We start from the raw sequence: 16,691 nt of genomic DNA, 5'->3' as shown, positions 1-16,691 counted from the left end.
AGTATCAATTCTTTACTTAAAAGTAAGTTGTGCATCAGCCACCACTGTTAGTGGCAGTTTATTCTTTTTAAATTAAACAATACAATAAAGCCTTCTTTCTTTTGGATTATAGTAAGGTCCTGTACCACCACTAGGACCTGGCACAATCATATTAAAATCCGGTGAGTTAAACCAATCGTTAGAGAGGTTTTCAAAATTATATCTGTCGACCATTTCATAAATATCTCTTTCTAAAGTTTGAAAATCTTCATTAGATAATTTCTTGCTTATCCGAATATTATATTTAACTCCACTTTCATCAAATATTTGGCTTACATATCCTGTAAATATTACTTGTGCATAGCCATCTTTGTCAATTAATAAAAGTACACCGGCTTGTGTATTAGAATTTAAATTTTCATGGGCTTTTACAAAATCTTGGCTATAATTTATTATTTCATCTCGTAAACTCCCGTAATTATAATCGTCTAATATCAAATCTATGCTAGGTTTGAGATTGGAATAATAGAACGCTTGTAAAATCAAACTTCCAGTAAAAAAAGTTAAAGTCGAAAGACTACTTGCACCTCGTATAGTATTGTAGTTTTTAGGATAATTTAAAAATGGCTTTGGAACTTCTGTTGTATAACTTAAAGAACTATTTCGAGATCCTACATTTCCAATATAATTAATATTGTCTAATGCATTACTAGTTACTTGTTGAGAATAAGTTTGGTACTTCATATTAATCAATTATCGCCAATTTTAAAACCAATATAATGTCTTGTATTGCATCAGAAGTAATATTGTTCCCCATTTGGTCTCCTAATGGAACAGTAAGACTCCAGTCGTCAATAATCAAAGGATTGAAATTAAAAAAACTTGTTGATTTTATAATTTCATCTGATGAAGAATTATATTTAGAAATATGAATTGAATTGATATTTAAATCTTTTGCATCCCAAATTTCATTATTGAAATCTTTCTGTTTTGGAACTCGTAATTTACAATTAAAAATGGATTCAATTTGATTACCCGAAGATGTTGAACCAAAGCTATGAAGTAAGCCTATACCACGCAATCTAGGAATCGTCTTTTGATCCAATATATTAGATAGGTTAAAAGTAAAAGCGGAATTTTTTTTCTTTAATTCCGCGTTTAAAAAAAGGAATTCTAGCCATAAAGCCTGCTCCATTTACAGTTCCACCATGTGCTAAAGATAAACAGAGAGTAGTCTCTTGGTCAGTTTCAAAAAGTTGATCCAATTTTATTAAGCTTCTTTTGAACCATTTATAATAATCATTGAGTAAAACAAATTTATTATAATTTGGAAGTCCTTCGTTTATACTATATACAGTTTTTAACCCTATATCAAGGCTAATTAAGAAGCTGAAAAAAGACTTAAAATCTTCCCAGTATAATTCTTTTAATTGTACATATCTGTTTAGGTAGTTCAGTCCCGAGTCATCTACATAATTTAACTGTTCATACCTATCTTGTAATTCATCGACTTTTTTAATATAAGTTGTAACTATTGTATTTTTTGAAGATTCGTAATCTTTTACTTTCTTCAGCGAATCGGGTGCTGCCGTGATATTTTTAGTATTATTTAATACACTAATTTGCTTGTTTAAGTTTGAGTTTAAAAAGTCTCTTTTTTTATTATCTAGGTCGGTTAAGGCAATATCTTTCTCCTTAACACTATTTGTTATTAATTTATTTGTACAAGTATTGAGAAGAGTTACTTCCAAATTTTTTAACTCATCTCTTTTTTGAATTAGACTTATGATTGACGAACTTACTTTATTTACCAAATTCTCAACGTTAAATGGATTATAGTTCCTTTGTTTCGAAATAATGTCCAACTCCTTAAACAGTCCGTCATTTTCAATCTCTGATTTTATTTTATCAATTACAGACGTGGGATACTTATCAATAATCTTAGTGTCTTGTAATAGTTGGAATAGTAAATCTGTTATCATATTTTTTTGTTTAAAATTTTAGTTCATTTGGAGTTTCTCAAATTGCCACTAACGTTAAAGTGTTTAAGCAGTGCTGGACTCTGTTTTACTTCTGCTTGCAAACAACTAGGATTATGTTACAATGGTAGCACAAGCACTTGCTAAGATCGTGAGGTTTAAGAAGCCAATTTTGTTGAAAATTAGTTGTTTCCGGAAGATGGATCGGAACCTTAAATCCGCTAGTCATTCGTATCTTCCCTTCTGCAAACCCCGTAACTTTTGGTTGCAGCTAGGTCAAAGGCATAAACCACCCCCCTAAAACTTGGACCGGACACTGGACGTGCTGAGACAGGGCAACCGCTTGAAGTTCTCCTATATTAGGCCAAGCCAAAACAGCAAGGTATTGAATTCGTGACCTTTAATCCTCTCGGTCTTCCGGGTCTCATCTTGCCAAAAGAGTTTGTAATCTGGCTTACTAAAACATTCCCGCTCGTAAGAAAATGATTGAAGGAGATTATCGATCGGCCTCTTAGGGTTAGACATGGTGAACTGCATTCATAAGCCAAAAAGCTTTTCTAATTTTTTAATAACTTCTTTGAATTCCTCTCTATCGTTTTCAGTTGTTAAATCAACAGCTTTTACTTTAAACCAATGCACAGCGTTTTGCAATTTTGTTCGCTCCTTTTCATCTGCTGCTCTTTTAGCACGGCTTTCTAAAATTTGCTCTAATTGAACAATAACCTGCGCAAACTTCCTTTGTTCTTCGTCAATAATCGAAGCTTTCATTTGCTGACGGAGTCTGACTATCCTTTTTTCGATTCGTTCTATCGATAATGAGTCAAAGTTTGAGTCTATTTTCATAATTTATAAATTACATTCCTAAAGCTTATAGATAGATTCAAACAACCACAAGGCAAGTACGTTACAACGGCCAGTAATGTCTATGGCTTGTGGATAGATGAGGAAACAGGCAGAATCAAGCAAGCGGTTATCCAAGAAGATGATTGCAAAGGACACCAACGTGTAAATTCAGAAAAGTCAACCCAGACTTGATGGGATGTTTGTCTTGAGGTACTTTTATGCAACTGTCAGATACACTTAAGGCAACCGGACATAATTAAACCTACACTGTTGCAGTCTAGGGTAAAAAATTAAAATTGCAGGCTAACTCACTGTTTTCATTTTTTGTACCGGGCCCAACATTTGGCCAAAAGATGCTACTTTCTTTCTTATCAAATTCATTTTTTAAACAAACACGATCCAGCTCACTGTCGGTTTGGATTAACCGAGCAACAGCAATTCTTGCACACGAATTCCTTCTGAATAACATCTACCGCTTACCTGCTAGAATAAGTTTATTGGTGGATTATTGCGAAAGTCGTTTTAGGGGAAAAAGTTATACAGGGTATTATGCAAAAGTTCCCGTATGTGAGGTTTAAAGAGAAGAAGACGATATTAGTCTATGGAAATTAAACAGTATCAACTTTCTCGACGCGTTGAGGGGGTTACCGAACGTTATAACCTGTTTTACTAGGAACAAACCCTAATTTTAGTTTTTTCCTTTGCTGAATGTTTTAAACAATAATGGACAAACGCTAAAGCAGCTTGGGATGTCTAGCGTGCTTATTTTAAACAGCACCTCTTTTTTTTACCCCAAGTTTATTTTTATCACCCGAAGCGACCTTGCCATTCTTTTGTTGGGAGGCCCGCAAATCATCCCCATTGAGAGCAAGTAAATCGTCTGCCAACCCAGCATTAAATCCAATGTCGTCTAAAATATCGATCAATTGGCTTTCCGTCACTTTATGTTTAGAGCAGAATGCTTTTATGTTAGGATCATCCGGCAACATGATGGGAATATTACAAACACTCTGTAACCATATAACGGCAATCCTGTGCGCGGGAGCGTTGTCTATACCGCAACTTTCCAGCGAAGTTTTCAATTCTTTAACCATGCCCACCCCGCTCTGTCGGACAAAACGTTGAATGTACCCTTCCCATTTATTACAAACCAGCATTGCAAATTTTATAAGAGACCTTACTGCTACGCTTGCCACGTCAGGTTCAATATTCTGCACCAACAACACTTGTTCAACAAAACTAACTCGCTCATCATTCATATTAGTTAACGCCTTGGGTGTAAGTACACCTAAGTCTTGAAGGATTTCTACGGTTTGCGACGATTGCTCCGGTGTTATCCCCAGCCCACTAAACATGCAGGTCACTAGTAAAGCCCAGCGGTCCCCCTCTTTCTCCCACGGGTATTCCATTAAAAAAGGGGTGCTTTCAAGGTACATATCTGAGAGTTCCTGGATCATTTTGTCGTTTTGTTTAGCCATAGTTGTAAGTATTTACATATACGCGTTAACTGATCTTGAACACTTTGTCCATATAAGTTTTTCGAATGGCTCCCGCTACTTTATGAGCTCCATGCCACATCCCCCCAGGCTGGTTTTTAATTGTAAAAGCTTTAGAAGTTCGAGCATACGACAAGTCGGCTCTATGAATATTTTTCAAAGTCCGGGAATTCTGATACATGTTAAAGGGTCCTGAGGTGCCTAGCGGGGGTTGTGATAACTTCATTCTCTTAAAAATATCTCGATGCGGAGAAAATGGGGGCTTTAGATTTACGGATGGTTTATATGGTTTAACAGGCTTAATTACATTCAGCCAGTTATTTTTGGGCGGGTTTTGCGGTAATTGATTAGCATTCCCGGCTTTAAACAAATCAAACACCTTTTTTCCTCTATGATAATAGTCTGAACCGCGATCTACCACCTTGATAAGCTTGGCTGGTGCGGGACCAAGGGTATTAATTAGAGGTGGGACAAGTTTGTCCGACAATCGAAGCTGGCGGTCTGCAGCGGTCCCAACCGCATATCCAAATTTGAAGGCTTTATACCCTTCTTTGATGTAGGTCCATAACATGAGAAGACTTTCAAGGTGAAAAAAAGCGCAGTAATGATGATTTTAAAATTAATATATGTTTTGTATATTTAAAAGTGTTAGTTGATTTCTTTTTACAGAAACTGAGGCTTTAGCCGGGTTATGACGAGCAAGTCCTTTCCCAAGACTACATTCCATTGAAATTCGCACCAGTTTTTCCCTAAAAATTTTTTATGGCTCAGGCGAACAGCGAAACGGAAGAGGAAGTACTAAAAAAGCAAATCTATGTGTCCCGTCTCGAGGCGCATTGTGATGATTGTAAGGAAGCAAGTAAGTACGCAATTCAGCGTTTTGATATTCTAATAATTACCTTATCGAGCGGAGCACTGATGTTTTCAATTAGTTTCTTAAAAGACGTTGGTAAGCTACCCCCGCACCATAATTTTTGGGATCTCAAAATTGCTTGGGCTTTATTCGGGTCAGCCATCATCTCAAATTTGTTTTCGCAGGTCACTTCGTATTACGCCAATAAACTTGAAATGAAGATTACCAAGAGCATTATTCGCAAGGAAACCGGCAAAGCTGCAGTTCCCAACGAAGCAGCGTTAGAGCAAAAAAAAGATCAATTAAACGCAACGACCATCATCCTTAATGGTTTGTCATTTTTCTTTTTCATAGTTGGCGTAGCACTTTTAATTGTATTTATGTTTACCCACTTCTAAGAATACATACATGGCAAAACAAAAAAAAAATAATAGGATTAAAATCAAGACAGATTTACAACGCCGGGAAGAACAAACAAAAAAGCAACAGGAGGGAAATAAGCAGGAGCAAAAGAAAAAAAACGACTTAACCGAAATTTCTGCGCCTGTCCAATTGCCCGACCAAGATACGGAAAACGACGACCTAGGAGGACCTGTCGAAGAACGGCCAGATCGGTTCCGGATGCCCGACCTAGATACGGAACACGACGACTCAGGAGAACCTCTCGACGAACGGGCAGATCCGCCCCTTTAGCGTCCGAGTTGAAGATTAGATAAAGAAGAAAGCTGACACAAAGTAAGCCCTCCGCCAAGTACAAATTGCTTACGGTTCTATTGTGGTTTAGCTTTGCGGTAAACGATTACAATGCAACCCAAATAAGTTCGTGAGCAAATGTTTGAACATATCAAGAGTTCGAAGTCCTGCGATTTATCTCAGAATAGTTTTTGCGAGCAACCTAACATCCCTAACCATGATTCTTACTGGTAAAAAGTTTACCGAAACTCAAATCGGCCTTCTGGAAGTTCGTTTAAAACTTAGGGTAGAACTATCCGTCGTCTTGTCAGTGTAAAGTTAATTTTACCTGATGGCGAACGAGTGGTTTTCCATGAGGCTGTTTCTGCCGATCACCTACAGGCTTTGATCAATGAAGATGTCGCACCTGTCTTCATCATGTCGTTATTATCTGTTTACCGGGCATACGGATATGCGCAAGGGCTTCGACAGCCTTATCGGTATTTTCACCTCTCAAATGAACTGCAATCCCCATAATAGGTCCGTATTCACTTTCTTCAATACAAGCACAACTAGGTTAAACTGTTGCTATGAGAAGGGGACGGGTTTGCCATTTATTACAAGCGCCTTGAAAAGGGAACCTGTGAGGTGGCTGCAATTGGTGATCAAAATACAAGTGCATCTTTTAGCTGCCAGCAATTACAATTGATGAGCTTAATAAGCTCCGAAAATTGATCCACGGCAGTAAGCATGAACGTTTTGTTGCTGCTGACAACCAGGATAGTGCTCAGCTGGTCCTAGATCTTGATGCAGAAACGATTGCAGCCTGCAAGATCACCGACGGCACCAAAGTCTCTGATATCCGCACTAAAACAGAAGTAACAGAAAAACCTAGAATACATCCCGGAAGAGCAAAACTTCCCGAACAACTACGTCGTGAGACTATTTTACTACATCCCGATGCGGATGTAACAGGCCTTAGAAAAATCGGTGATGAAACCAAAGAGATCCTGGATTATGTAAATGCAGAGCTGTTTGTAAAACAATATGTACGGCCCAACTACGTGCAGCCCTTTAGCGGCATTACAAGCGCTATCATCACAGCCTCACTTCCTGGTCACATTATGGGAAGTGCATGGGCGGAGAAGGATTACTTGCACAGATAGTTGTTGACAAATATGTCGATCACCTTCCACTTCACCGTCAAATGCAGCGCTTCAACGACTGGGTTAAAGCTGTACTTAACCACGTAGCAGCACTATACGAGGCACACAAAAAGATTCTACTGGCTTGTGGTTACCTACGATCAAAGTTTTGGATGAAAGTAAAAAAGGTACTACTCACCAGGGCTACTACTGGGTATATCACAACAGTTAGGACAACTTGGTGTTGTTCGATTACCGAAGAGGACGTGGACGGGAAGGCCCTGATGATATTCAAAAAGACTACCAGGGTTATTTGCAAACCGATGGATATGCTGCCTACGATGACTTTGATACAAGGAAAGGCATAACACTCATGCATTGTATGGCGCACGCGCGGCGAAAGTTTAGCGATGCACTCCAAAATGATAAAGTAAGAGCTGAATATGCATTAAGCATGTTCCAGAAGCTCTATGCGATAGAACGTAATATTAAAGACGAACAACTAGACACTGATGCAATCCTTGAACTAAGGCACCAGGAAGCCGTTCCTGTACTGAAGCACCTTAAAGATTGGATGACGGATGAATATCCGAAGGTCTTACCGAAAAGCCCGATTGGACAAGCAATAGCTTACAGCCTGCCGAGATGGGATAAGTTAAGCGTCTATGCAAGCAATCCAATTCTGAATATCGATAACAACCCAGTCGAAAATGCCATCCGACCTGTAGCTATAGGCAGGAAGAATTATCTGTTTGCAGGAAGCGATGAGGCAGCTCAGCGGGCAGCAATGATCTACTCACTTTTTGCAACCTGCCGCCTACACAAGATAAATCCATATGACTGGCTTAAAGACGTATTGGCGCGGATGCACTTATACTCCACTAGCAACATCTCCGAACTACTTCCACATAACTGGAAGAAGCTGGAATAAAAAAAATCAATGAAACTTGTTGGTTAGGGTACACCTGGGTTAGACGGTGGCTTACTTTGCATCAGTCATTACGGGATATGCAGCAGTACATCAAAGACAAAGAGCGCCGATGTTATTAAAGCCCAATTGCCGGAACTGCCTTCTTCAATCGTAGTCGTTAGCAGTATGGACAGCATTGAATCTTACAATCCAAAGCAATGCCCTTGTTGCAAAAAACTTAGCATGGAGGCAATTATGATGTTTGATCGTCGTGGCCCTCCACCGGAGTGGCAAGAACTGGCTACTGAATTACTGGTGTCAATAAAGGAAGCGTACAGGTTAGGCTAAAAGCTGCTGTTTAATACTGGCGGTTATTACCATGCTAATACAGTAAAAAAGAAGCTAAAAGGTCTGGAAATTCCTTTAAGGGCTAGTCAAAATTGATAAACTAAGATTAAAATGAAACTGTGCTTCGATACATACAACCTAAATCAGCGACTAAGCCTGGCGAATAGAACCCTGTGCTTGTAAAAGCAAATCGCAATCCCGTAAACTAGTCGAACTACCCAACGGTGTCGTACAACAGGAGCTTCATTGTTGGGCCTTCAGAGCCAGAAAAGGCTTAGCTGTTAGCGGAAGTGTTTGCCTTGTCTTGCCTCTTTAAGACCCTGGATCCTAAGTTCTATCCAGTCTTCTACTTCTTTCAAAAAAATAGGGAGGAATGCAAGTGTCACTACGTTTACTATTATGGAAGACTCGACCTCAAACTCACTAACATAGTAGCTAGTAAAAGGCACGTATGAAGTTTCTTCAATTGATAATTCAGAGTTGTTATCTAATTCTGCTTTCACTAGTAAAGCGTCTACAACCACAAGTGGTATAAATACATTTACAAGAGAAGGTCTTTGTAAGTCAATAGGTTCAAATAGATCACCTGCGAAACCATTATCATCCTTAGGTGTTTTCTTCTGCCGTTCGATTTCATTAGTAGTACGAAAGTGAAAACAGGCTTTAGTTACACTATCAATAGCCTTGTAGATATTAGAAGGCTCCGAATCCCTAAAAACTTCAGCGTAACTAGATGAATTAAAATCACAATTGTCTGTTGGAAATCCAACATACAATCTATCCCAAATTAGATGATTGATATTTCGATAACTAACACTTGAAAAAGTTCTGTGGTCAACCTTTTCGTCTCCAAATTCCTTTTGTATGTTTTGAATAAAAAATGCCCAAGGCTTTTCTGATTTTTTAACCTCAACAATTAAATGAGCGTCAAATCTTGCGTATCGAAAGTCATTAGAATTAGAGTGCTTTACACAGTAGAAATCGATTTCTCGACTTATAGCCTTTGTCTTGTCAACATAAATATAGTTGCTAATATTAAACCAATCTCTTTCGTTTAACACTTTCCCAACTTTCAATTCAGTGGGGAAGCCACCCTTCTTAAGAGAGTCAGCTATTTGTTTTTTGAGATCATCCTTCATTGAGGGGAAGTTATGCGTTTCCGCTAAAGTGGTAGCTTGGCGAAGGTTAAGTATTCAGAGTTCCTTTAGCCTCACGCCTAGCTTCGTTGTAGAATAAATGTATATCGTCCAGTGGCCATCCTCCCCCACCCAACTTTCGCCCAAGCCTATTGTTAGCAGCAGGCTATTAATATGGGCTATATTGATTATCGGGAGTTATAAAAATAAGAGTGGCTGTCAGTCATATATGGTAGAAAAATATATGACTTTCTCAAGAGCGGTCCAAGCTTCTTCAGCATGGTCGCCGAAATGATAATGTGATAGATAATTGCGGTAGGCACTTTCTGTATTTTCTCTTTTTGTTTTCATCCATAGCCATTGCTCGAAGAACTTATTATACTTATACTTAACTCCACGCATTGTAAAATATCTTCTAACTTTATACCACTCGAAAATTTCATGGTGGATACCTCGATATCTTGTAATTAGATTTTCCGCCTTTTTCCAATGACTGCCTAAAATTGTATTATCTAAGTATTCTTCATGGGATTCGATCGTATTTTCTTTACGCGCTTTTTCCCATAGAAACTTTTCTTTCTCGAAATCAGGACTTTCATCCTTTGGCCGTTCTTTTATGTGATATCCAAAATTAAAAGCCTCTGCAATAAATTTACCTTTTGGGTATCTTTGCATATATATCTTATATTTTGCCAGTGTGTTTTCTCTTCTTACCCAATCCCATAATATTTGCTCTTCTTTACTAGCTTCTTGATGAGTCGATGATTGTGGCTTTACTTTTATACTTAAATCCGAAAGAAGCTGTATGAATCCTGTAGAGTAATCTATTGACAAATCTATATGTTGAAGTCTTTTGATACGAAACGGAATCTCACAAACACTAAGTATAACTGGAATAATCTTTTTATCTTTTTCCAATGCGTAATAGACTTCATCAAGAACATTTGGTGAAGCGACAGAGCTTGGGGATAGAACAATAATCAAATACTTGCATGAAATTAATGCTTTTTGAACTTCTGAATCCCAGGTTGAACCTCCAGGAATATCTTTACTGTCAAGCCAAACACCAGCACCTGCTTCCTTAAGATCAGAAAAAAGCTTAAAAACAAATTCTTTGTCAGAACGAGAATAGCTTAAGAAAATATCTTGTTCAATCATAAGCCTATTCAGAAGGGATTTAAGATAAACTAAAAAACTAGTAGTAAAAAATATGAAATGGGAAGTAATGCTTGGCTGCCGATGGCGGAAACTCTTCACCAAGCTAATCTGTCTACGGGGCTTTGAACCAGGGCTAAGGTCTTTACTACGACATGAGTATACCGCAAAGTAGTTTTGATGTTACAGTCGTTACAGTGCCCTAAAAGCACCTGGATGTATCGAATGTAAGTCACATTTCCCAGCAAATGGGTCGCATAGGTGTGACGCAGCCTATGTATGCTGCCCTTTTTAGTGATCCCGCTGTGTTTTTTTGCAAGCTTTAGAACCTCCTGAGCACTTCGAGCTCCATACGCCTTCCTATTTTGCCGCTCAAACAGGTACAGTTTTGGTTTATACTGCTTATAGTACTTCCGTAGCGTTCTGCACTCTTACCGCGGAGGAACAAATTGGAATTTATTACCCTTTCCGCTTCCTAGGTGTATCATACGTTTGCTATCAACATCATAAACTTCAAAGGGAACAAGTTCATCCACCTGCGGCCGGGCACTATTTGGTAGGTTTGCTAGAACTCACTAAGCGTTCAATCTCAGAGCAAGAGAATAGACCCATTCCGAGAAAATGTAATTACCATCATCAGTAACCTCAAAGCGAATTGTACAACTTAAACCTGAGTAAACGGCAAGCCTACCCTCAGTCACAAAGGATAGCTATGCATTATACAAAAAACGGCTGAATTCCAAAAATATACTCGCTCGCGAGTACTTAGATACTCCCTAACGGATAAAAAAGCTCTTTTACTCGAGAAAACATGCTTACGATGTTGACCCGCGATTTTCCAGTAATTATACGGGTAATCACAACGAACAAAAAGCTCTGCACTTCCATGCACTTAATCAACAACACCTCCGTTTTACTGCATTATTACCGGAGCCAACAGCCCTTAGGCTATGGCAGACTCTACCGCTCAGCCTTGGGATGCCTAGTCGGTAAATACATACAACATGGAGGGCTCGACCCCCAATGGTTGACACGTCGGCTCGCCCCGGCTCCCTTAATGAACGATAGTTAACCAGCGCTCTGATCTCAAGAATTGAAAAAGGCTGCCTTTTTGAAGACAGCCTTGTGCTTTATTCCACCGATAGCAACTTTTGGGTATCATTCCAAAGAAAATATATACGCGATCGTATCTTGTAGGGGTGAAGTTTTCCATGCTTTACCCAGTCGTAGATTGTTGGACGAGTTACCTGGAAGAGGCTACATACTTCCGTGATCTTATACAACGGCTTGTAAGTTAGTCCAGGTGTTTGATATGTAGGTCCATCTTTCGTCTTTACGTGATCGCCTTGTATCTTCAGCTTTCCAAGCTCTTCCTGAATCAGGGTTCTTATTGATTTGTAGAAAACCTCAGGATCCATTGGAAACAACATCGGTGTTGCGGAGAGATCGTTTTTCGTTGTATTCATCACATTTCATTTTCACTTAAAGAAGGCTTGCTTTGGGGTGAGGCCCGAATGTCTACAAGCACTACTTTGCTCGGACATTTTGAACTATAAGAAGGATAGTATTGTATGTATCCCAACCTAATTAAATCATTCAGCTTTTTATGGTAAGTGCTCCGTCCGCCGACCTTACAAAGTGCCATAACTTCGGAGCTAAAGGCAGTGATCGGATTTTTGCAGCCCTGCAACTTATATTTCTCGACAAGTGCGACAAATATGCTGATATGAGTAGACGTTATGTAAGGGTCATGCGCGATTGCCATCAGAAAAACAGACAAATGGGAAGCAGATGATGAGCAATGATTAACTGATCCCTTGTCGTTTTGTCCTCCTTTTCTTGGAATTTTTACCAGCGGTGTTATCTTCCTCGTCTCCTTGTTCCACTTTTTCATTTTTGTCTTGTTTTGCACCGGGTTGTTGTTGACCTTTCGTTTCTCTTTGAACCTGGCTATTTGTTCGCTGCATCTTCGAGTCATAAACATTAAGCGTCTTAAAACGAGGGTTCGCTTCGAGAAACATTTTTTGCTCATTGTCGTGTTCTTTAAAAGTCACAGATTGCCTATTACCTTTTTGTAGCGATTGCACCAGCCGGGTTTTCTCTTGTTCATTGCCGAGCTCTTTAATCGGATGTGCACGCAGCTCTTTCTCCAGGTTGTAACCATAATTGTGATGATATTGGTTTACCTGGAAATTACCTCTCGCATCAATTTGCTTAAAGTCAAGTTGGATCCACGCATTGTAGAGTTGGCCTTCTTTGTTTGTCAGATCTTTATTTACCGCCCGTCCTTCCAGTAGGTTGAATGCTTCTTTACACGTGATCCCTTTACCTTTATTCAGGAAGAAAGTTTGACAGACGTGCTGATCCGGCCCATTGTTTAAAGATGCCTTATAGTTGTTAAGAAAATACATGTCGGAGTTGTCAGACTTTCTAAAATTCAAAGTAGCCTCGAAAGACTTCTGGTTGATCTCCGTTTTGTATTCAAGGCTAAATGAGTCCTTACCCTGGATCATGTTCTTTTCCAACGAATCATTTAGTGCTTCACCAAAACCGAGGTACTTGACATTATCTTTTAGGTATTCTAAATTCTGCTGGTTCATGATATCTATTTTAATGTTGTTAACGATTAATTACTTAATTATAGTCGCTCCTTGCTGGACAAGAGGTGAGGTTGTCACTGCTACTTACATCACAGATCCAGTAACCCGGCTTTAGTAAGTTGTCGGTTGTTGATCCGTAGTTGCAACTTGCGGCCGCCGTTCTTTTCACTGATTTCAACGGCTACATACTTGCCGGTAGGTAGGGTAAACTTTTGAACGGCTAGCACGAAAGTAGATTTGCTGTTTGCCTTGATAACGTCCGGTGTGATTGGGGGTGATAGGATGGCGAGCTCTTTCTCCTGGCTAGCGGTCCGCTTCATTTTAACGGCGTCTTTCACATAAAGCCTAACACCGTCTAACTCGTAATCAACAGTTGAGCGATTGTTACAGGTTAGTTTAAAGAACAGCATGTTCTCCTTAATGTAAAGGCCATCTAGCTTCGCATCCATCCCCCACGCATGGTCACTACTACCCCTAATGTTATCATCTTTAAACAGTACGCCCTTCTGGTAAAACGACAAAGCCGAGGCACTTAGAACGTTCTTTCCAAAAACAACATTACTCCCCGCGTTCTTGGGCGAATGACGATCCTGCACATTGAAGATCCAGTGTGCTGGTAAGCTATCATATTGAACCCTGAAAGAGTAGACTTTTCCTTCAGAGGACACAACCGAAAGATTTGTCTCAGGAAAGTTTCTGCGGCTGGCTTTAATAAGTAGGATGTTCTCCGCATCTTTTACCTGCTGCACGAGAATGTCACCTGTTCCAATATCGACATGCCTCACAGGAAATGGAAATACAAGGCTGGTTGTTTTAGTTGGCGATAAACATAAAAGCTGGGTGTTTACACCCGTAACGTCGAAGTCTTGCGCACTTGAATATGTCGAGGAAAACAGCATAAGCACAATTAAAGTAGCTTTCATAATGGAAGAATTTAATAGGGATTAATGTTTGGAGTTATCCTGCAGAATGACCTGGTAGCCGTTCCTCACAGTAACCTTAATTAGCTTTGCTTTGCGTGCAAGAAGCGACCTTACAGCAGAAATGCCTGCATTGGTTGCCTGGCCGGCGACGGAGGGCGTCATAGTCGAAAGCTCAATTGTTTGTAAGGCATTAGCTGAAGACTCTTTTGCAACATCGCGGCCAATTGCCCCAGGAATATGTAGGCCTTCTAAGCCGTCGAGATCATATAAGGTAAGTTTTACCGGGTAAACGCTATTACCATGCTTTATGGAGCTAATATTTACGTTTAGTCGTTGATCGTTCACTTGAACATTTCCAAATACAAAACCACCGGCTGGGATCAATATATCGCCGAGGTTAAGTTCCTCCAGCAGTTTAAGCTTAATTACCGAACCATTTACCACCGTCTGATCGCTGTAAATCGCGGCTAGTATTCCGCTGCCCGAAATTGCATTGCTTTCAAGGGTATCGGTCAACCCGTGGAATACAGCCACAGATTGCCGCATCATTGGCACCTTGCCCCTGGGTTCAAGCAGCGAAATGGTTATCCGTTGTTGGTTTGCCGATGCTGTGTGAAACCTCTCCTCTGGCTCCTCTCCTATTTTTGACCGCTCCTTGATTCTTTCAGGATGCTGTATGTCCATGATTTTATCAAGCGCGACATTCAGCTGCTGCATTTCATGATCTTCCGCGCTTTCTTCCCTGGCACTTCGCATGATGGCTTCGAGCCTATCAACGTCACGGCTATCAGCTGAATTGGACGCATTAAAATCATTGCCGGTTTGCCAACCTCGCTCCCGGGCAGTAGTTGGATTAAGGTGGCTATTTAGCTCGGCTAATTTCCGGTAAACCCTTGCTTCATTGGAATCGTTCGCGCCCGAAAGTGAGCTAAGTGAAGTTGTTGTCTTAGTATCGAACCCCATGCCTGGAGCGGTGCCATTGTCTATCCCGTTTCGATAATAAGGATCTGTTTTCTTTAATTCGCTCAACTTAGCTGACTCGCTTTCTGCCTGTTCATAAAAGCCAAGTTTATCAAGCCGCCGATCATCAACAATCCGCGCTGATGGCAGACTAAGATTTAGCCCCTTGCTGCCTGTATCCTGACCGGCAACTTCGCTACCCTTACCACCACCAAGTGACCAGAACAACAGCGTTACAAACGGGATCACCAGCACTGGCAACACCATTAGAAATCTTCGCTTTTTTAAAAAACGGATTGAGGGTGTTTTCTTTTCCATGGTTTTTTTATTTAGTGTGATTTGAAATACCTGGTTGGAGTTTTAGAGAGTCGAGAAGCGCGGGGTGAAACATTCGAAGTTTGTCAATAAGCGTATCCGGTAAGATGCGCTGCAAGCTTTCAATAGCATTATAATGATCATAAACGTAAGCTTGCTTGTGTCGATTGTTGATTAAGCTATCCCGAGGTAAAGTCAACGGCTCAGCCTGTTTAGGCAGCGTAATGAGCCTTTGGCCAGTCTCGCCCGAAAGTCCTGTTGCGATTAAAAAAATAAAGAACGTACCGGAACACATCAGAAAAAAAGCAAGTAACAAAACCTTCGTTCGTTTATCATATCGCGCTGAATGCTTTTGAAGTTTCTTTGCCAGTGCCAATAGGAAAACCCGCACGTGAGCGTTGATCTGTTCAAAACTCAGGTTTTGTTGGTTCTGCCTTTTCTTGTTTGCAATTGACCTCATGATGTCACCTGTTTAAGCTACTGATGTCCTTGTTTTCGATGATCTTCCATTTTTCAATAAGGAAGCCATGAGAATTGTGATCTGAACGCGACACGTTCCTAAGGACACCTTCTGTGGTTAAGCTTCTTATCACTATAGTGCTTGGCCTGATGATTTTTTGTATTGCGGAACACCTGAAACCGTAGGGATAACTTTCCATATCGAAGTGGATGCTATCGACCTCAATTTCCTGGCTGATATTACCAGCTATGATACCGGAGTAATAGCCATTTTCTTTCAGGCTCTCATATTGAATCTTTGCCGACTGGTCGGCGAGGTATATGGCTTTGGACAGGTTTGATTGAATGACTTTTTCATCGGGATCAAGCGTAAAGAACAATTCGTGAAATGTTCGGATGTGATCCCTTGCCTCAACGGGAATATTGTCTCTTCTGTCTGCTGCAACTGCTTCAAGCGCTTTTCCATTTGCAAGGATGTAAATACGCGACTCCACTTTCGCAACCATCCTAAAGCATGTGTGAACAACGAACGCGCAAATGATAACACTGCTTACAACAACTATTATACTGAAGGAGCGAAAACTTTGAAATGCAGTATCAATGTTTTTTGTTTTGGTAAACATGTTGATTGATTTAAAACGGATAATGGTTGGACCAATATGACGATAAGCCTGGCTCAATGGGTTTTAGTATTTGTTTGGGATTTTTTATGGAACCAGCAGGACCGCCGTGTAAGGACATTGTTGCGACGTCCGCCCGGCTGGAGCCATTCGGACGGGCTCCATTCAACATTTATTCTTTTTTGATCAAATATTTCGTAAGCAATAAGGCTGGATATCTAAACTATACTGTGCAGTTCCTGAGGTTAAACTATCGTTGCATATAGATAGATTAGTACAAGAGTGCGACCCACCAACG

At 40.1% G+C, this 16,691-nt stretch carries 18 protein-coding genes and 1 pseudogene; 5 read left to right on the top strand and 14 right to left on the bottom strand.

The annotated features are described in order from the left end of the window. Positions 1-72: 72 nt before the first annotated feature. From EXU57_RS24290 to EXU57_RS24265, 6 genes are all read right to left on the bottom strand, one after another. Positions 73-723 (bottom strand): hypothetical protein, encoded by a 651-nt coding sequence (locus EXU57_RS24290; protein ID WP_133270871.1) that lies wholly within the window; start codon positions 721-723, stop codon positions 73-75. A gap of 1 nt (position 724) precedes the next feature. Next, the gene (locus EXU57_RS24285; protein ID WP_133270870.1) at positions 725-1,084 is read right to left on the bottom strand and encodes a hypothetical protein; all 360 of its coding nucleotides are present in this window, start codon (positions 1,082-1,084) and stop codon (positions 725-727) included. A gap of 13 nt (positions 1,085-1,097) precedes the next feature. Next, positions 1,098-1,961 (bottom strand): hypothetical protein, encoded by an 864-nt coding sequence (locus tag EXU57_RS24280; protein ID WP_133270869.1) that lies wholly within the window; start codon positions 1,959-1,961, stop codon positions 1,098-1,100. Positions 1,962-2,495: 534 nt separating this feature from the next. Beyond that, complete coding sequence (locus tag EXU57_RS24275) at positions 2,496-2,801, bottom strand: hypothetical protein (RefSeq protein WP_133270868.1); 306 nt, start codon at positions 2,799-2,801, stop codon at positions 2,496-2,498. Between the two features lie 767 nt (positions 2,802-3,568). After that, positions 3,569-4,279, bottom strand: a complete 711-nt coding sequence (locus EXU57_RS24270) for a hypothetical protein (RefSeq protein ID WP_133270867.1) — start codon at positions 4,277-4,279, stop codon at positions 3,569-3,571. A 25-nt stretch (positions 4,280-4,304) separates the two neighbouring features. Next, positions 4,305-4,868 (bottom strand): hypothetical protein, encoded by a 564-nt coding sequence (locus EXU57_RS24265; RefSeq protein WP_133270866.1) that lies wholly within the window; start codon positions 4,866-4,868, stop codon positions 4,305-4,307. Positions 4,869-5,059: 191 nt separating this feature from the next. Here EXU57_RS24265 and EXU57_RS24260 point away from each other — a divergent pair, with 191 nt between their 5' ends. The 5 genes from EXU57_RS24260 (at position 5,060) to tnpC (ending at position 7,898) form a co-directional block, all read left to right on the top strand. Beyond that, on the top strand, positions 5,060-5,548 hold the full coding sequence (locus EXU57_RS24260) for a hypothetical protein (RefSeq protein ID WP_133270865.1): 489 nt from the start codon (positions 5,060-5,062) through the stop codon (positions 5,546-5,548). A 10-nt stretch (positions 5,549-5,558) separates the two neighbouring features. Then, positions 5,559-5,843, top strand: coding sequence for a hypothetical protein (locus EXU57_RS24255; protein ID WP_133270864.1), 285 nt, complete (start codon positions 5,559-5,561; stop codon positions 5,841-5,843). 391 nt (positions 5,844-6,234) lie between these two features. Beyond that, entirely contained in the window at positions 6,235-6,531 is a 297-nt protein-coding gene (tnpB, locus tag EXU57_RS26005; RefSeq protein WP_133270863.1) for an IS66 family insertion sequence element accessory protein TnpB, read from the top strand. Continuing rightward, on the top strand, positions 6,512-6,988 hold the full coding sequence (locus tag EXU57_RS24245; protein ID WP_133270862.1) for a hypothetical protein: 477 nt from the start codon (positions 6,512-6,514) through the stop codon (positions 6,986-6,988). Before tnpB ends, EXU57_RS24245 begins: the two co-directional genes overlap by 20 nt. A gap of 223 nt (positions 6,989-7,211) precedes the next feature. Beyond that, the gene (gene tnpC / locus EXU57_RS24235) at positions 7,212-7,898 is read left to right on the top strand and encodes an IS66 family transposase (RefSeq protein ID WP_165958291.1); all 687 of its coding nucleotides are present in this window, start codon (positions 7,212-7,214) and stop codon (positions 7,896-7,898) included. A gap of 608 nt (positions 7,899-8,506) precedes the next feature. Here the strand turns inward: tnpC and EXU57_RS24230 are convergent. From EXU57_RS24230 to traK, 8 genes and pseudogenes are all read right to left on the bottom strand, one after another. Continuing rightward, positions 8,507-9,364, bottom strand: coding sequence for a hypothetical protein (locus tag EXU57_RS24230; RefSeq protein ID WP_133270859.1), 858 nt, complete (start codon positions 9,362-9,364; stop codon positions 8,507-8,509). 216 nt (positions 9,365-9,580) lie between these two features. Then, on the bottom strand, positions 9,581-10,519 hold the full coding sequence (locus EXU57_RS24225; RefSeq protein WP_133270858.1) for a toll/interleukin-1 receptor domain-containing protein: 939 nt from the start codon (positions 10,517-10,519) through the stop codon (positions 9,581-9,583). 95 nt (positions 10,520-10,614) lie between these two features. Continuing rightward, positions 10,615-10,917, bottom strand: a pseudogene (locus EXU57_RS26000) (tyrosine-type recombinase/integrase); the annotation flags it as partial. A 729-nt stretch (positions 10,918-11,646) separates the two neighbouring features. Then, complete coding sequence (locus tag EXU57_RS24215; RefSeq protein ID WP_133270857.1) at positions 11,647-11,982, bottom strand: helix-turn-helix domain-containing protein; 336 nt, start codon at positions 11,980-11,982, stop codon at positions 11,647-11,649. Positions 11,983-12,321: 339 nt separating this feature from the next. Further along, positions 12,322-13,116, bottom strand: a complete 795-nt coding sequence (locus EXU57_RS24210) for a hypothetical protein (RefSeq protein WP_133270856.1) — start codon at positions 13,114-13,116, stop codon at positions 12,322-12,324. Positions 13,117-13,205: 89 nt separating this feature from the next. Continuing rightward, positions 13,206-14,039, bottom strand: a complete 834-nt coding sequence (gene traN, locus EXU57_RS24205) for a conjugative transposon protein TraN (protein WP_133270855.1) — start codon at positions 14,037-14,039, stop codon at positions 13,206-13,208. A 21-nt stretch (positions 14,040-14,060) separates the two neighbouring features. Continuing rightward, a complete protein-coding gene (gene traM, locus EXU57_RS24200) occupies positions 14,061-15,317 on the bottom strand; it encodes a conjugative transposon protein TraM (protein WP_133270854.1) in 1,257 nt (418 codons plus the stop codon). 461 nt (positions 15,318-15,778) lie between these two features. Continuing rightward, entirely contained in the window at positions 15,779-16,396 is a 618-nt protein-coding gene (gene traK / locus EXU57_RS24195) for a conjugative transposon protein TraK (RefSeq protein WP_133270853.1), read from the bottom strand. Positions 16,397-16,691: the final 295 nt, after the last annotated feature.

This window comes from Segetibacter sp. 3557_3 (assembly GCF_004354985.1).
Lineage (GTDB): Bacteria > Bacteroidota > Bacteroidia > Chitinophagales > Chitinophagaceae > Segetibacter.
Note: the sequence above shows the minus strand (reverse complement) of the source record. Positions and strands in the feature narration are given on the sequence as shown.

Excerpts from the sequence above, each read along its gene's own strand:
- traN (WP_133270855.1), bottom strand. The coding sequence starts at position 14,039 with ATGAAAGCTACTTTAATTGTGCTTATGCTGTTTTCCTCGACATATTCA.
- EXU57_RS24230 (WP_133270859.1), bottom strand. The coding sequence starts at position 9,364 with ATGAAGGATGATCTCAAAAAACAAATAGCTGACTCTCTTAAGAAGGGT.
- EXU57_RS24270 (WP_133270867.1), bottom strand. The coding sequence starts at position 4,279 with ATGGCTAAACAAAACGACAAAATGATCCAGGAACTCTCAGATATGTAC.
- tnpB (WP_133270863.1), top strand. The coding sequence starts at position 6,235 with ATGAAGATGTCGCACCTGTCTTCATCATGTCGTTATTATCTGTTTACC.
- traM (WP_133270854.1), bottom strand. The coding sequence starts at position 15,317 with ATGGAAAAGAAAACACCCTCAATCCGTTTTTTAAAAAAGCGAAGATTT.
- EXU57_RS24260 (WP_133270865.1), top strand. The coding sequence starts at position 5,060 with ATGGCTCAGGCGAACAGCGAAACGGAAGAGGAAGTACTAAAAAAGCAA.
- EXU57_RS24275 (WP_133270868.1), bottom strand. The coding sequence starts at position 2,801 with ATGAAAATAGACTCAAACTTTGACTCATTATCGATAGAACGAATCGAA.
- EXU57_RS24280 (WP_133270869.1), bottom strand. The coding sequence starts at position 1,961 with ATGATAACAGATTTACTATTCCAACTATTACAAGACACTAAGATTATT.
- EXU57_RS24210 (WP_133270856.1), bottom strand. The coding sequence starts at position 13,116 with ATGAACCAGCAGAATTTAGAATACCTAAAAGATAATGTCAAGTACCTC.
- traK (WP_133270853.1), bottom strand. The coding sequence starts at position 16,396 with ATGTTTACCAAAACAAAAAACATTGATACTGCATTTCAAAGTTTTCGC.
- EXU57_RS24265 (WP_133270866.1), bottom strand. The coding sequence starts at position 4,868 with ATGTTATGGACCTACATCAAAGAAGGGTATAAAGCCTTCAAATTTGGA.
- EXU57_RS24225 (WP_133270858.1), bottom strand. The coding sequence starts at position 10,519 with ATGATTGAACAAGATATTTTCTTAAGCTATTCTCGTTCTGACAAAGAA.
- EXU57_RS24215 (WP_133270857.1), bottom strand. The coding sequence starts at position 11,982 with ATGAATACAACGAAAAACGATCTCTCCGCAACACCGATGTTGTTTCCA.
- EXU57_RS24290 (WP_133270871.1), bottom strand. The coding sequence starts at position 723 with ATGAAGTACCAAACTTATTCTCAACAAGTAACTAGTAATGCATTAGAC.
- EXU57_RS24255 (WP_133270864.1), top strand. The coding sequence starts at position 5,559 with ATGGCAAAACAAAAAAAAAATAATAGGATTAAAATCAAGACAGATTTA.